The 14977-nt window shown below is 40.8% G+C and carries 14 protein-coding genes and 1 pseudogene; 5 read left to right on the plus strand and 10 right to left on the minus strand.

Annotation, left to right across the window (positions count from 1 at the left end; all coding sequences use genetic code 11):
• Positions 1 to 144: 144 nt before the first annotated feature.
• The gene (locus NYE23_RS10490; protein WP_341077671.1) at positions 145 to 606 is read left to right on the plus strand and encodes a DUF3992 domain-containing protein; all 462 of its coding nucleotides are present in this window, start codon (positions 145 to 147) and stop codon (positions 604 to 606) included.
• Positions 607 to 711: 105 nt separating this feature from the next.
• On the opposite strand, the gene NYE23_RS10495 is transcribed toward NYE23_RS10490, so the two are convergent.
• On the minus strand, positions 712 to 1062 hold the full coding sequence (locus NYE23_RS10495) for an S-Ena type endospore appendage (RefSeq protein WP_341077673.1): 351 nt from the start codon (positions 1060 to 1062) through the stop codon (positions 712 to 714).
• A 31-nt stretch (positions 1063 to 1093) separates the two neighbouring features.
• Complete coding sequence (locus NYE23_RS10500) at positions 1094 to 1585, minus strand: DUF3992 domain-containing protein (RefSeq protein ID WP_341077676.1); 492 nt, start codon at positions 1583 to 1585, stop codon at positions 1094 to 1096.
• Between the two features lie 227 nt (positions 1586 to 1812).
• Here NYE23_RS10500 and NYE23_RS10505 point away from each other — a divergent pair, with 227 nt between their 5' ends.
• Entirely contained in the window at positions 1813 to 1995 is a 183-nt protein-coding gene (locus NYE23_RS10505) for a hypothetical protein (protein WP_009334884.1), read from the plus strand.
• Positions 1996 to 2037: 42 nt separating this feature from the next.
• On the opposite strand, the pseudogene fosB reads toward NYE23_RS10505, so the two are convergent.
• Both fosB and NYE23_RS10515 read right to left on the minus strand, forming a co-directional pair.
• Positions 2038 to 2459, minus strand: a pseudogene (fosB, locus tag NYE23_RS10510) (metallothiol transferase FosB).
• A 118-nt stretch (positions 2460 to 2577) separates the two neighbouring features.
• A complete protein-coding gene (locus NYE23_RS10515; RefSeq protein WP_341077677.1) occupies positions 2578 to 4119 on the minus strand; it encodes a DHA2 family efflux MFS transporter permease subunit in 1542 nt (513 codons plus the stop codon).
• A gap of 187 nt (positions 4120 to 4306) precedes the next feature.
• On the opposite strand from NYE23_RS10515, the gene NYE23_RS10520 reads away from it, so the two are divergent.
• On the plus strand, positions 4307 to 5197 hold the full coding sequence (locus tag NYE23_RS10520) for a TetR/AcrR family transcriptional regulator (protein ID WP_341077680.1): 891 nt from the start codon (positions 4307 to 4309) through the stop codon (positions 5195 to 5197).
• Positions 5198 to 5316: 119 nt separating this feature from the next.
• The gene (locus tag NYE23_RS10525; RefSeq protein ID WP_341077682.1) at positions 5317 to 6807 is read left to right on the plus strand and encodes a spore germination protein; all 1491 of its coding nucleotides are present in this window, start codon (positions 5317 to 5319) and stop codon (positions 6805 to 6807) included.
• Positions 6808 to 6843: 36 nt separating this feature from the next.
• On the opposite strand, the gene NYE23_RS10530 is transcribed toward NYE23_RS10525, so the two are convergent.
• Positions 6844 to 8259: an FMN-binding glutamate synthase family protein gene (locus NYE23_RS10530; protein WP_341077683.1), complete on the minus strand. Its 1416-nt coding sequence runs from the start codon at positions 8257 to 8259 to the stop codon at positions 6844 to 6846.
• 131 nt (positions 8260 to 8390) lie between these two features.
• Between NYE23_RS10530 and NYE23_RS10535 the strand changes: the two genes are divergently transcribed.
• Complete coding sequence (locus tag NYE23_RS10535; RefSeq protein WP_341077684.1) at positions 8391 to 8549, plus strand: hypothetical protein; 159 nt, start codon at positions 8391 to 8393, stop codon at positions 8547 to 8549.
• Positions 8550 to 8585: 36 nt separating this feature from the next.
• On the opposite strand, the gene NYE23_RS10540 is transcribed toward NYE23_RS10535, so the two are convergent.
• From NYE23_RS10540 to NYE23_RS10560, 5 genes are all read right to left on the minus strand, one after another.
• Positions 8586 to 9671 (minus strand): nitric oxide synthase oxygenase, encoded by a 1086-nt coding sequence (locus tag NYE23_RS10540; protein ID WP_341077686.1) that lies wholly within the window; start codon positions 9669 to 9671, stop codon positions 8586 to 8588.
• 180 nt (positions 9672 to 9851) lie between these two features.
• Positions 9852 to 11471: a glycoside hydrolase family 13 protein gene (locus NYE23_RS10545; protein ID WP_341077688.1), complete on the minus strand. Its 1620-nt coding sequence runs from the start codon at positions 11469 to 11471 to the stop codon at positions 9852 to 9854.
• A gap of 58 nt (positions 11472 to 11529) precedes the next feature.
• On the minus strand, positions 11530 to 13215 hold the full coding sequence (locus NYE23_RS10550) for a glycoside hydrolase family 13 protein (RefSeq protein WP_341077690.1): 1686 nt from the start codon (positions 13213 to 13215) through the stop codon (positions 11530 to 11532).
• 34 nt (positions 13216 to 13249) lie between these two features.
• Positions 13250 to 14071 carry a carbohydrate ABC transporter permease gene (locus NYE23_RS10555; RefSeq protein ID WP_035330520.1) on the minus strand — a complete coding sequence of 274 codons (822 nt, stop codon included), beginning with the start codon at positions 14069 to 14071 and terminating at the stop codon, positions 13250 to 13252.
• On the minus strand, positions 14071 to 14934 hold the full coding sequence (locus tag NYE23_RS10560; RefSeq protein ID WP_341077692.1) for a carbohydrate ABC transporter permease: 864 nt from the start codon (positions 14932 to 14934) through the stop codon (positions 14071 to 14073). Before NYE23_RS10560 ends, NYE23_RS10555 begins: the two co-directional genes overlap by 1 nt.
• Positions 14935 to 14977 lie beyond the last annotated feature (43 nt).

Here is a 14977-nt window from a genome sequence, read left to right on the forward strand (position 1 = left end):
ATATTTCTGAACTCCCTGGTTAATACTAACCCGATTTTCGTTATCAACCCTCTGTTAATTAAAAATCTCTTCCTTGATAGGCCATTCCTACAATCAAAAAAGAAACAAGCAAATATTATAGTAGAAAAAGGAGGCTTGAGTTTTATGTGTTCCAGCTGTAATAGCATGTGCTGCTGTTGTCCGGATGAAAATGGGGGAAATGGAGGAAACGGGGCGGTCCGCCCAATTTTAACAGATCAATTTTGCTGTAATTTTGAGCTTGACTGTGATGCAACACCAGGTGATGAAAGATTTGTGTGGAGGTCACGCCAGGGAGACCAGAATATCCCCGTAGCAGGTACTGTCTCTGTCTCATATATAGGTGGATGTGCAGATCCTCTGCAGGTGAATATCCGTTTGGGGGGAGAGAATGGAACCATCGTTGGACAACTTTTTATTCCTGAACAGTCAGGTGGCCCTGGAAACTTGGCCAACTGCCAATCTATTACTCTTCAACAATTTGATACACTTGAAATTATATGCAGTCCTGAAACAGGGCAAGGCAATGATTGCGAAGGAGAGTTTTGCTTAACTATCCATTACCCATCCCCTTTCCCATTAGTGTAATCTCTTGCTTAAAGAAGTTTTCTTTAAATCCCCATCCACATTCTAATAAAAAGAAGTCCAGAAGATATCCCATCTTCTGGACTTCTTTTCTTTTAATTCCACCAGTTATGGCATTACCCGTTTATACAAGGTGATACAAAATTTCCCTGAAGTATTAGCAGGTGCGGTAATGGTAAAATCACTTGGTTCTAGTACCGAGTTTGCCACTGAATTCCCTTGCGGTACTGGCCCGACTACTGTATTTCCCATTTCAGCGGTAATATCACCTGTAACGGAAGCCGAACTCGAGGCAGAATTAAATATCTCGAAGGTACCTTCAAGATAATCTCCCGGCACTGCCTGCCAAACCATTAGCTCGATACCAGCAGTTCCTCCATTAAAATTCCCGCATATTTTCTCCTGGAATATTTCCGGCGTTGGGCAGCAAGCATTATTGCAGCCTTTTGAACACCCCATTACTTTTCCCTCCTTTTAGCTTAATATTTAATTAACAGTCCTTTTCATAATGAAGCGAAAGACAGTAGGTTCCTCTGCATGGAAGTCCTTCATCCCCTGCACAAGCAAATGCAATTCCTGCTATATTCCCAAGAGTTGCCGACTTCGTTTGACCTCTTGAAACGGTAAAAATATCTTCAAACTCTCCGTCAGCGGTGATTGCTGCAGAAACGGTAATATCACAGAACCCCTTGTTAACAACTGAGATGGTTCCTGAAGGAAGATCACTGATAGACAAAGCCTCCCAATAGGTTTCGGCTTCATCGCCACAAGTTTGTTCTATATTGCCGCATACCTCATCATGAACTATTTCCTTTTTTCTGATTGGAGGCGGTGGAGGAAATGTTGGATGAGGGTGGTGGTGGTCTTTTCCATGTTCAGGCTTATCATTATCTGGCGGAAAATCTGGGAAATCCGGCTTGTTATTTCCATTACCGCATCTGCATAAATCAGTGCGGTAGCCGCAATACTCACAAAATTCCATTAATGCTCACATCCTTATTAGATATTTATACTATTTTATTAACCCTGAGGACAGGATGCCTGTGCTATTTACTTTGTTTTAGGGATTCTTTTTATCAATTTGGTTTTGGGATTGAGAGCAGTCAAAGTGCTAATTGCTTTTAATTGACAGATAATTTTTAATTCCTACTTGACTAATCGGATAAATATGAATTAAAATAAAACTAACAAAAAGGGAGGGTTCATTACATGCCATTAAACAGAGAAACGTTAATCAGCAAATTATTATCACTTTCTAAATTCCAGCATAATCACAGCTTGTTTAATTTAAGTGACCGAAAGCTGGAAGCTCTGTATCTGGATCATATTTTGTTTTCTCCTCACCCTCACAGCGGACATCAATCAATTAAATTAGTAGGAAAAAATAGATAATGAGAAAGCCTGCAAATGCTCAAATAGCATTGCAGGCTTTTTTTAACCTAAAAAATCCATATGTCCTTTTTCAGTTCTGTAGTATTCCAATCTATCCCTTAATGTTCCTGTATGAAATTCAAATTTATGTCCGTCCGGATCAGTAAAATATATCGATTTCTTATCTCTCATGTCTCTCGCACGACCAGGCAGGATATGAACTTTCAGCTTTCCAAGTTTATTGCACATATTTTCAAAATCTGAGTCATCGACTGTAAAAGCAACATGCGTATACGAATGGGCAATTTCATTCCTTGGTATGTTCCGTTCTTCATTCAGGGCAATCCAAATACCCGCCAAATCAAAATATGCAGTCGTTTTGCCTTTTACCAGCAGCTTGCATTAAATACATTTTTATAAAATTGTATCGACTTCTCCAAATCTGAAACGGAAAATAAGAAATGATTTATACCCCTAATGGACAAATCAGCATTTTAGTAAAACAATCCCTGCATACCAATTTAGACGCACGACAGGCTAATTATGTTTCATATTCATTTCCTGCTCATAAAAAAAAGGGAAATCCATGATTTCCCTTTGCGATTAATTCTTAGCCAATTTAGGCATCATATTCTCCTGCCTAGGCTCTTCAACCGAGTCTTCCATTGGAGTAGCACGTTTAATGAAGAAGGCCAGAACAAGTGCAGCTGCAGCGATAAAGGTTGCTACGAAGAAAGCATCGTTGATTCCCCCCAGCATGGCTTTCATTAGAACCTGCTGCTGCATTTCCTCCACAGCAGCTTCAGTCATTTGGCCGCCGTTAGCCATAGCCCCGCCTTTCATCGCTTCTTTAGCAATTTCTGCAGCATGGGTTTCTGTCCTAGTTGACATTACTGTTACCAATAAGGCGGTACCAATGGCACCTGCCACCTGGTTCAGCGTGTTGTTCATTGCAGTTCCATGCGGATAAAGCCTTCTAGGCAGCTGGTTAAGGCCATTTGTGGAAACTGGCATCATGACCATGGACATCCCGAACATCCTGATAGAGTTGAGTATAATCAGCTGAGTATAGGTTGTTTCCAGAGTCAATCTGCTGAATACATACGTAGTTCCTACTGTAATGGCTAACCCAATGATCGCCAAAATCCGGCCGCCAATTTTATCGAACAGCTTTCCAGTTAATGGCGACATCACAGCCATAACAAGGGCACCTGGAAGCATCATCAAACCTGCATCCAAAGGTGAAATCCCCCTTAATGTCTGAACATAAATCGGAATCAGAATCATTCCTGAGAATAGTGCCATATTTACCGTCATGCTGATAGCTGACGATAATGCAAACATCGGGTACTTATATACGCCAAAATTAAGCATCGGGCGTTCTGATTTGGTTTGTTTTAAAATAAACCAAATCAAACTTATGACTCCGACTGCAATTGTTAAATACACATGAGGGCTATCCCAGCCCTTGTTCCCAGCAGAACTGAACCCGTAAAGTATTCCTCCGAACCCTACACTTGATAGAACAAGAGAAAACACATCCAGACGGATATTCACTTTTTCCTTTTTGTCTTTCAGCATGACGGCACCAAGAACTAAAATGACACCCGCAATCGGTGAAAGGAAGTGGAATAGCATTCTCCAATCATAATGTTCAATAATCCAACCTGAAAGAGTTGGCCCAATTGCAGGAGCAAACATTAAGATCAATCCAAATACACCCATGGCTGCTCCGCGTTTTTCAACCGGGAAGCTGATCAGCATTACATTCATCAATAGCGGCATCATAATTGCCGACCCTGAAGCCTGCAGCATTCTGCCTGTCAGCAATACAGGGAATACATGAGCAATACCCGCTACAAGCGTACCGAAAGTAAACAGTCCCATTGCCACAATAAATAGCCTTCGGACTGTATATTTTTCAATTAAAAAGGCAGTAGCCGGGATTAAGATACCATTAACCAGCATAAAGCCGGTAGTCAGCCACTGCACTGTTGCCGCTTCTATTTCTAAATCTGCCATGATAGATGGCAGGGCAATATTTAATAATGTATTATTCAAAAATGCAATAAATGCCCCGATCATTAAAACAGCAAGAATCCCATAAGGCGGCTGGTCTGTTTTATTGTTTATTGCTTGTTCCATTACATTTCCTCCTGTACAATCAGTTCATTCTTTTATACTGTCGTTACACACAAATCATATAATATACTATGAGTTCAACTTTTGCAACAAAAAAAATCCTTGTAAAATAGAGGGTTTGTGTAAATGAATACAATGAGGTACTATTAAGTTATACACATAGTTCAAATAAAATGACAGGTGATTATAGATGAATAACAGGAAAATGCATGTTATAAAAAAAGCACATCAATTATTCCTGGATAAAGGTTTTCAGGCTACATCCATTCAGGATATTTTAGATTACAGCGGTATTTCTAAGGGTACCTTCTATAATTATTTTTCTTCAAAAAACGAGCTTCTTATCTCCATTTTTAAAACATTGCATGAAAAAATGGAATCAGAACGCAATAAACTTCTTATTGGCCAGGACCCAAGCAGCTTAGAAGTATTCACACAGCAGATCGAATTACAAATGAATATGAATCGGACCAATAAGCTGGTTGCCCTTTTTGAAGAAGTACTTGTTTCTAATGACCCTGAGCTCAAGCAGTTTATTAAGGAAGGCCAGCTTAGAATGGTGGATTGGATTTTCAGCAGGTTTATTGAAATCTTTGGTGAAGACAAGAAACCCTATTTACTGGACTGTGCTGTGATGTTCCTTGGCATCCTCCATCATAACGTAAAATACTATACAAAATTCTTTGAATTCTCTTCAAGCATTAATCCTGTGGTCCGTTATAGTGTAGAAAGGATAAGGAAGGTTGTTGAAGAGGTCAGTTCAGCCGGTGATTACTTGCTGAAGCCTGAACTGATTGAAAACAGATTTAGGCAGACAGATCATAGAAATATGCATATTCTCTGCAAATCCATATTGACTTTGAAGAAGTCCATCAAGCAGGAAGATCAGAACGATTGCATGGATCTTCTGGACTTTATCCAGGAAGAAATGATTCATTCAAAAAAACCAAGAAAATTTCTCATTGAAAGTGCACTCCAATCTTTGAGCAGGTGCATAGCATTCTTGGATGCTAAAGAATTCGATAATCTTCAAAAGCTGGTTTCATCCTGCTTTAAACATCCGGAAGAAGAACCTGTATAATTCCCAGGCCTGCCCCATTCTGAGGGAGGCTTTTTTTAGCTCTTCCCGCCTATTCATTCATAATACTTCCAAAAACGGAAACACTACACTTAATGCCGAAACAAACTGGTGATTGCTGAATGAAAAAAGAGCTAAAAAAGAAGAGACCTGTGTCAGAGATTGAACTTGACGAGCTGGAAAAATCACTTTCACGGTCTCATGATTTTCAAAAACAAAAGTATATCAATAGAAAAACAGGCATCTGTTTTTCTTTTATTCAATTTAAAACTATGACTGATCAAAAAAAGATCACCAAGAATCTGCTGCCTCAGCTTCTTCATGGTGAGTTTAACAAAATGGATGATTTAAAAAAGATTTTGCCGTCTGCAAGCATACACATTTGTGAGGACCTTTCAACAGCGGAACATATGCTTTTAAATGGTTATGTGATGGTGACAGTTGAATCTGAAAAGCAGAAAGCGGCTTTTATGGCTGCAAAATGCTTATATGTAAGGGAGATAACACATCCGGAAGTTGAGCAAACGGTTATTGGACCGAAGGAAGCATTTGTCGAGTCTTTAGAATATAATTTAAATTTAATCCGAAAGCGGCTGCCCATTTCTGAATTGATTGTTGAGGAATATACGGTTGGAAGCCTCTCCAAAACACTGGTTGCCGTTCTCTATATCGAGGGAATCACGAATATAGATTATGTAAACATAGTTAAAGAGAGAATCGAAAATATCGATTTTGATGAAATTACAGACAGTTCTTTTATTGGACAGTTCATTTCAGATAATAAAAACTCACCTTTCCCCCAGCTGCTGGATACTGAAAGACCTGACAGAGCAGCTGCGGTTCTTGCTGAAGGAAAAGTTGTGATCGCCATAGATGGTTCACCGCATGTGCTTATTACCCCTACAACGTTTTCTGAATTCTTCAGTTCATTTGAAGATTATTTTTTAAATTGGATTATCGCTTCTTTTGCCAGAATATTGCGGGCCTTTTCTGTTATTTTCTCCATACAGATCACGTCCATTTATGTTGCAACTCTTACTTACCATATGGAGCTTGTTCCCACAGATTTATTAGGAACACTGGTGACTTCAAGACAGCATATTCCTTTGCCTCCTTTCTATGAAGCGCTAATGCTTGAACTGGTAATAGAGCTTTTAAGAGAGGCTGGAGCCAGATTGCCTACGAAAGTTGGCCAGACAATCGGTATCGTAGGGGGGATTGTCATTGGGACAGCGTCTGTGCAGGCAGGGCTGACAAGTAATGTCCTGTTAATTTTTATCGCACTTGCAGCTCTTGCCGCTTTTACTACACCTGTATATAAGATGAATAATACCATTCGATTTCTAAGATTTCCGTTTTTATTATTCGCGAATTTATGGGGTTTTGTAGGTGTGCTGTTCTGTTCCTGTATTTTATTAACTCATATGATCAGGCTTACATCTCTCGGCAGACCTTTTATGGAGCCGTTTTATCCGCCCAGATACCGGGACTTGAAAGATTCATTTCTTAGATTCCCGTTTCAGCCTTTAAGGCCTGTGTATTTAAGAACTCAAAATCCGCATCGTTTTCAGCCGCCGAAGAAATCAAAAGTTAAGAAAGATATTGATGAATAAATAAAGAGAGCCTGGCACACAAGTGCCAGGCTGATATTATGCCTTCTTTGAATTGTCATCCCATGGTTCAAAGGAAAAAGGAATACCGATCATTTTCGCCGTAAGTTCATCATAGGACACAAGATCTTTCTTGGATAATTCTTTTAATGACTTTTTCCCCATGGCCCGCAGTGCCATTTTGATTTCCTCGGTGCTCGCGGTCAAGAACTTTTCCGCTGCCGCAGCCCCATCTTCCGTTTTAAATACATCTTTGAATTTTCCCTGGTTCCAGACAGCCTGTGTTGGCGGTTCAAAAGGAAGAGCATTCAATGTTTGTTTATGGGAAACAGTAAACAGCATAACAGATCCCAAATAAACCGCATCCGCTCCAAGCGCAAGGACTTTTAAAAAGTGTCCTGGTGTAAAAAGGCCGCCAGATACAATTAAGCTGATGTCCCCCTTCTTTTTTCTTTTCTCAAGATGGTTGCATGCACGGGTGATAGCATGCAGGGTTGGTATTCCAAAATCGTCTGCCAATAAGGGAGGTGCACCGACAGATGCCCCCTGTCCCCCATCAACCGCAATAAAATCCACACCGATTTCGATTAAATGATCAATATCATCTTCTATCTTTCCGCCCGCCCCTATTTTTGCGCCGACCGGGACACCTCCTGACATTTTTCGAAGCTCATCCACCAGTTCCTTTAAATCCTTCAATGTCTGCTTTTCAAAAAAGTGTTCCATTATATGAGCAGTTTCATTTTCCTTTAACCCCATGACTTCCCTGGCACGACCTGTTAAATTTTCAGGAGAAATGTTGCCGCCCATACCCAGTGTTGCTCCCTGACCCAGCTTAAGTTCAATCATGTCCGCCCTTTTAATAATCTTTTCTTCCTTGCCCCACTCCGTCTTGGAGAACTGAAGAATATACTTCCCCGCACTTTCAAGCTCTTCAGGCAGAATTCCGCCTTCACCGGAATTAATGGCTGTTCCTGTATTTTTGGCAGCTGTGGCTAATGCAATTTTAACTTGCTCACTTAGAGCAATCCCATAGGCCATTCCACTAATCATCAGGGGAATTTTGATTTTCATCGGTTTTTTCGCTTTGGGACCAATTGTCACTTTCACATCAACGTCTTCGTCCCCGTCTATGGGAAAAGGTGATGTTTGTGCTGGAATAAACGTAATCTCTTCAAAATGCGGCCATTTTTTCGATGAGCCAAATGGACGGTGAAGCACATCCCCCGTTTCAGCACGAAGGTTATTTTCAAGCGCATTTTGAATGCCCATATGTTTAAATCCGGGGATCAGCTCAATGATATTTTCCTGATAGCTGTCTGTCATAATAATTTTTCCGGCCTGCTTTACGGCCCGCTTCATGATCCAGCGCCAGCCGATAACAAGCATAAATAATAAAATAATGTACAATAAGAAAATCATAGCCAGTGTTGCAATTAATAATATATTGGTCATAGGTTTTCTCCAAAAGATCTTTTAGACTCCATTATTTCCATTGAGAGGGAATTTAACCTATGACTATTCGGTTTTTGGAATAATATCAAATCGGGAAGCAAATTCTATGTGAAAATATTAAATGAGGTGAAATGATGGACAACCGCGAGAATGTTCAGCCAAATACTATTAATGAAGAAAACCGGGATAAAGGAAGTCTTCTTGAATCTATGATGGAGCCTATGGACCAGCTATCCAAGATTCCTCCCGAGAAAACAGACCGGAGAACAAGTGATGGAGAGATGAATTAACCAGTGCAGAAAGCCGGCATGATCGAATGCCGGCTTTCATTTTTGATAAGGTCTATCTTGATAGAAGTAATTAGGGGTTTTCACTTCATTATCATACTGTTTATGAAAAATATGTGTAGCTGCAGGAGATATGGGCGGGATCAGCCAGGTCCAGTCACCGGTCAGATCCCTTCCCTGGACCTTTTCATTTTCTTCAAACTTTTTGAATTGCTGTGCAGCAGTATGATGGTCTACTATGCTGACTCCTTCTTTTTTAAATGAATGCAATACAGCTGCATTCAATTCCACCAGTGCCCGATCCTTCCAAAGAGAAGAACGCGTCCTGGTATCCAGCCCCATTAATGAAGCAATCTGCGGGAGCGCATTATAGCGAAAATCGTCAGCCAGGTTCCGCGCACCGATTTCAGTACCCATATACCAGCCATTGAAAGGGGCTGCGTTGTAGAAAATGCCCCCAACTTCCAGACTCATATCCGATATCATCGGGACTGCGTACCATTTCAAACCGAGATCACTGAACCATTTATATTCCGGATGCTCAATCCCTACTTCAAGAATCAGCTCTTCAGGTATTTCCCTTAATTGGGGAAGCTGATTATTTAGTTGTATAACTAATGGCAGAACATCAAATTTGCCGTACTTCGGCTCCCATCCCAATTTTATGCATTGCTTTGTAAATGGGATAGAGTGGGGATCGCCAATAATGCCTTCCGCTGTCTCATACCCAGCATACCGGATTAGCTGATGATTCCAAATTCTTATTCTCTGTCCGGAAGTGTCCGGAGAGAAGATGGTGATGGCCGGACGCAGTCTGCCATTGTTAGTGGCATATTGTATATGTTCAAACAGAGCAGAAAATACTTCATCTGCTTGTTTCACATTCCGCTTGTCCAAAACCTTCAGCTGATCCCAGAACAGCCTGCCTATGCAGCGATTGCTATTTCTCCAGGCAGCTTTTGCACCAAATTCCAATTCTTCATAAGAATGTTCATAAAACCCTTGCTCTGCAATTGAATTTTCGATTTCCCTTAGTCGGTTGTTTAGCTCGGCAGGACTTTTATTCTGTTCACCATAAAACATTTTCATAAATTCTGCTGCTTTTTCAAGTAAGTCTTTTTTCAAAGATGAATCCTCCCAGAATAGACTATTTGTCTATGATAGCATAGGGAGTGCTGGCGAGAAAGATATGATGTTCTGTGGTATGCCTGATGTTACTGGTATTGAGGTGGATCTTTCTGAATTACTTCCATAGAAGTTTTCGCAAAGAAAAAAGAGAACCTCACGGGTCCTCTGCTTTAACCATTAATTTATCTTATAAATTCTCGCTTCATGGGGATGCAGTACTTCTTCATTTTTATCAAAGTCACTCTTATCATTAGAAAGAATCAGCTTCCGGCTTGTGAATCCTTCAAAGGAAAATCTCTGCTGCTCGTCGCCATGGTTTAAAACAATCAGCCAGGTTACATCATTATAGGAGCGTGTAAATACATATAAGTGTTCATCATCTGGCAATAGGTCCTTATAATCTCCGTAAACCATTACCTCGTTTTGTTTTCTTAGTTCTATCAGCTTTTGGTAAAAATAATATACGGAGTCTGTATCCTTCAGAGCTGATTCCACATTAATTTCCTTATAATTCGGATTCACTTTGATCCATGGTTTACCAGCTGTAAAGCCTGCCTGACTGCTGGCGTTCCACTGCATCGGTGTCCTGGAGTTATCGCGGCTCAGAAGCAAAAGGCTTTCAAAGACTTTCTTTGGATCACGCCCCTTTGAAACTTCTTCATGATATTTGTTTTTCATAGCAATGTCATTGTAGTCTTCAATGGAATCAAATCTCACACCCGTCATACCGATTTCTTCGCCCTGATAGATATAAGGAGTTCCAGGCAAGGTATGAATCATTGCTGCCAAAAGCTTTGCAGACTGAATACGGTACTTGCCATCATTTCCATAGCGGGTAACCTGTCTTGTGTGATCATGGTTGTTAAGGAATTGCGAATTCCATCCTTGTTGCTTAAGGCCTTCATACCAGCTTGTTTGGATTTCCTTGAATCTGAGCATATCCCATTCCGGCATTTCATCTGCCACCTGAAAATGAAAAAGGGTATTCAATTCATTCCGGCTTTCATCCACATAGAGCAATCCCTCTTGCGGTGAAACAAACGGGATCTCTCCGACAGTCATCACATCATAATGCTGAAGGACTTCCTGGTGCATTTCCTGAAGATAGTCATGGATACCGGGGTTATTGGCCAGGTAGCTTATATCATAAGGGTTCTCTGCATCTGATAAATCTTCTTTTTTGGCCAGTAAATTAATCACATCCATTCTAAACCCGTCAATGCCTTTATCCAGCCAGAAGCGCATCATTTTGTAGATTTCCTGGCGCACTTCAGGATTTTCCCAATTAAGATCCGGCTGCTCGACTGCAAAGGAATGATAATAATATTGTTCTGTTGTTTTGTCCCATTCCCAGCAGGAAGGAGCAAAATAGGAGCGCCAATTATTTGGCTCCCTTCCATCCTTTGGATCCTTCCAAATATACCAATCTCTTTTAGGATTATTTTTGGAGGTTCGTGATTCCAAAAACCAGGGATGCTGGTCAGAAGTATGGTTCACAACCAGATCCATAATGACCTTCATACCGTGCTGATGTATTTCATGGATGAGCTCATCGAAAGCTGCCATGTCACCGGCTTTTTCCATAATCCCATAATAATCTGAAATGTCATAACCGTTATCCCGGTCTGGCGATTGATAAAAGGGATTCAGCCAAATCACATCAATGCCAAGATTCTTAATATAATCAAGCTTTTTTATAACCCCTCTTAAATCACCATAGCCATCACCATCAGAATCAAAAAAGCTTCTCCAGTAAATTTGATATACAACAGCTTCTTTCCACCATTTTTTACTCACAGGGCCACCTCATTATCATCAATTCTTCGTAAAAAAGGGCCCTAAACAGGCCCTATCTTTATTTTTTCAAACGATATACTCTAGCTTCATATGGCTTGAGTGTCAGATTATCAATTTCTTCATTTTCATCTGCAGTCAAGTTGGATATCAGAAGTTCCTTAGACGAATAAAGGACATGCCCCGGCAGCTTAAAGTCAGGTGTTCCATCACTGAAGTTGCAGATCACAAGCAGCTGGTCATCACCCAGAGTTCGTATAAAAGCAAAGATCTGCTCATCCTCTTCCATTATTAGATCGAATGTTCCATATACAATCACTTCATTTTGCTTTCTAAGCTGAATCAGCTTCTTATAGAAATAGTAGATAGAGTCTTCGTCTTTTAAAACTGCTTCTGCATTAATCTTCTCGTAATTCGGGTTCACATTGATCCAAGGGTTTCCGTCTGTAAAGCCTGCATTCGGGCTGGCATCCCACTGAACAGGCGTTCTCGCATTATCCCGGCCTCTCTCATGAATGCCTTTAAAGATTTCATCATGTGTTAAAGAATCCGGTGTAAGATCACGGTATGCATTCAATGTTTCGATATCACGGTAATCATTGATATCATTGAACTTAACATTTGTCATGCCGATTTCCTCGCCCTGGTAAATATAAGGCGTCCCCTGCATCATATGAAGGCAAGCCGCAATCATCTTACCAGAAGTTATGCGGTATTCTTCTGAATCATTTCCCCATCTGGAGATGGCGCGGGGCTGGTCATGGTTGCTCCAGTACAAACTGTTCCATCCATCTTCTTCAAGGCCCTTTTGCCACTTGTTGAAGATCTCTTTCAAATCAGTCAATTTCCAGGGGCGGGGATCCCATTTGCCGTATTGTCCATCCCCAAGACCCACATGTTCAAAATGAAATACCATATTTAATTCATTTCTGTCCCGGCCGGTGTAGAGTTTGCCTTCATCAACTGTTACACCAGGCATCTCGCCTACCGTAATGGTATCATACGGGCTAAGAGCTTCTTTGTTCATTTCCTGCAGGAACTCATGAATTCTTGGACCGTTCATATAATACTTGCTTCCGTCCCCATATTTGTGTCCTTCCCGGATCTCCCCCTGAGGATAGCTGGTATCTTTTGAAATGAAATTGACGACATCCATACGGAATCCATCAATGCCTTTATCCAGCCAGAAGCGCATCATTTCATACACTTCATTTCGCAGAACAGGATTTTCCCAGTTCAAGTCAGGCTGCTTTTTGCTGAACAGATGCAGGTAATATTCGCCGGTTTGTTCATCATATTCCCATACACTTCCGCCAAACGCTGCTCCCCAGTTAGTAGGAGGCTCGCCATTGTCCGTCTTTTTCCAGATATAATAATCCCGAAGTGGATTATTTTTAGATTTTCGCGATTCCTGGAACCATTGATGTTCATCACTTGAATGGTTAACAACGAGGTCCATCATGATTTTGATGCCGTGTTCATGAGCTTTTGCCAGCATGCCGTCAAAGTCTTCCATAGTTCCGAACTCATCCATGATATTACGGTAATCTGAGATGTCATAGCCATTATCATCATTAGGCGACTTGTAAACGGGGGATAGCCAGATGACATCGATCCCCAATTCGGCTAAGTATGGAATTTTTTCAGTGATTCCACTGATATCGCCAATCCCGTCCCCATTTGAATCATTGAAGCTTCTTGGGTAGATTTGATAAATAACGCTTTCTTTCCACCATGTTTTGTTCAATTTATACAACTCCGATCAAAGAAAAATTTCATCTTTATTTTATTGAACCCTTCATTACACCGCTTATGATCCATTTTTGAGCAAAGATGTACACAATAATCATTGGCGCAAGTGCCATTAAATAGGAGGCAAATGCAAGATTATAATCTGTGCTGAATTGGCCCTGGAAAATGTACTGCACCAGCGGAAGTGTGGCCATTTCCCGGTCGCTGAGCAGGACAAGCGGAAGCATAAAGTCATTCCATGCACCAAGGCTCGTAATGATTGCGACGGTTGCATTCATTGGTGCCAGGAGCGGGAAGATGACTTTCCAGAAAACACCCCATGTGGTTGCTCCGTCCATGATAGCCGCTTCTTCCAGTTCAACCGGAATGGCGCGGATGTAGCCAATATAGATAAACACATTGAAAGAAAGGTTGAAAACGATATACAAAATGATTAATCCAACCAGGTTATCCATTCCCCATGCACTGGTCTGTTTGACAAGCGGCAGCATGATGATTGGAAAAGGAATAAACATCGCACTTAAAAAATAGAAGTATAGGAACTTATAAAACTTCTTATGAAGATTTCTGGCGATGGCATAAGATACAAGCGAGTTTGTTAACACAGTAAAAATAACAACAAATATTGTAACAAATGCACTATTTTTAAACGCATTAAAGAAATTAGTCATTTCGATGGCCTGTGCAAAGTTGTCAAACGACCATGATTTAGGAAGAGCCAGTAAGTTCCCTGCCATTTCAGGCGGTGTTTTAAACGCAATGGTAATGGTTAGATACAGTGGAAAAAGAATGAGCAATGAGCCTAAGATTAATAGAGTGGTCACAAGCCAGCTCGTTTTTTTGCGATTCATTAGTTTTCCACCTCTCTTTTATTTAAGAATTTCAGCTGTATAACAGAAAAGACGATGATGACAATGAAGTATATGACCGCATTGGCTGATTGATAGGCAAACTCGCCGCCTTCAAATCCTCCCCGGTAAATAAGCAGGGATATCGATTCGGTTGACTTTCCCGGGCCTCCGCCAGTCAGGGCAACGATCTGATCGAACACCATCAGAAAGTTCTTCAAAGATAGCACCATATTAATGGTGAAAAATGGCGCGATGAGCGGAAACGTAATTTTCAAGAACTTTGTCCAGACACCGGCACCATCAATGCTGGCTGCTTCATATAAATCCTCTGAAATTGTTACAAGCCCTGCAAGATACAAAATCGTATTAAAGGACACAGCCTGCCAAACGGCCACGATGACAATGCCGATCCAGGCAACGTCCGGGTTTCCAAGAATATTGCGGGTCAAAAATTCCCATCCGAATGCATCGCCGATCTGCGGCAGGAAATGAGCAAAAATAAAATTAAAGATAAAACCAACAATCAAAATACTCAAAATGTAAGGCAGGAAGTAGATTGCCCTAAGCGTTTTGTGAAACTTTATCTTCGAATTAAGGCCGATGGCCACAAGAAGACTTATGATATTGACCAAAATGGTCGCAACAATGGCAAATTTAAAAGTAAATAAGTAGGCATCCCCTGCCCGTTCATCTTTGAAAACGTTTAAGTAATTTTTTAACCCAACGAAATTCCAATCTCCATACCCTTTCCAATCTGTAAAGCTGTAAAAAATCCCCTGCAAAGCGGGAAAGCTGTGGAAAATAAAGAAAAGAAGGAAAGCGGGTAAGGTAATGATGAGAAACACACTGTTTTTCTTTTTCATTGTGACAACTCCTTTTTAGAAAGCCAGGAAATCATGAGATTTC

This window comes from Cytobacillus sp. FSL H8-0458 (assembly GCF_038002165.1).
Taxonomy (GTDB): Bacteria; Bacillota; Bacilli; order Bacillales; family Cytobacillaceae; genus Cytobacillus.

Bases quoted from the DNA above. Each gene is read 5' to 3' on its own strand.
- NYE23_RS10490 (WP_341077671.1), top strand. From the start codon at position 145: ATGTGTTCCAGCTGTAATAGCATGTGCTGCTGTTGTCCGGATGAAAAT.
- NYE23_RS10495 (WP_341077673.1), bottom strand. From the start codon at position 1,062: ATGGGGTGTTCAAAAGGCTGCAATAATGCTTGCTGCCCAACGCCGGAA.
- NYE23_RS10500 (WP_341077676.1), bottom strand. From the start codon at position 1,585: ATGGAATTTTGTGAGTATTGCGGCTACCGCACTGATTTATGCAGATGC.
- NYE23_RS10505 (WP_009334884.1), top strand. From the start codon at position 1,813: ATGCCATTAAACAGAGAAACGTTAATCAGCAAATTATTATCACTTTCT.
- NYE23_RS10515 (WP_341077677.1), bottom strand. From the start codon at position 4,119: ATGGAACAAGCAATAAACAATAAAACAGACCAGCCGCCTTATGGGATT.
- NYE23_RS10520 (WP_341077680.1), top strand. From the start codon at position 4,307: ATGAATAACAGGAAAATGCATGTTATAAAAAAAGCACATCAATTATTC.
- NYE23_RS10525 (WP_341077682.1), top strand. From the start codon at position 5,317: ATGAAAAAAGAGCTAAAAAAGAAGAGACCTGTGTCAGAGATTGAACTT.
- NYE23_RS10530 (WP_341077683.1), bottom strand. From the start codon at position 8,259: ATGACCAATATATTATTAATTGCAACACTGGCTATGATTTTCTTATTG.
- NYE23_RS10535 (WP_341077684.1), top strand. From the start codon at position 8,391: ATGATGGACAACCGCGAGAATGTTCAGCCAAATACTATTAATGAAGAA.
- NYE23_RS10555 (WP_035330520.1), bottom strand. From the start codon at position 14,071: ATGAATCGCAAAAAAACGAGCTGGCTTGTGACCACTCTATTAATCTTA.
- NYE23_RS10560 (WP_341077692.1), bottom strand. From the start codon at position 14,934: ATGAAAAAGAAAAACAGTGTGTTTCTCATCATTACCTTACCCGCTTTC.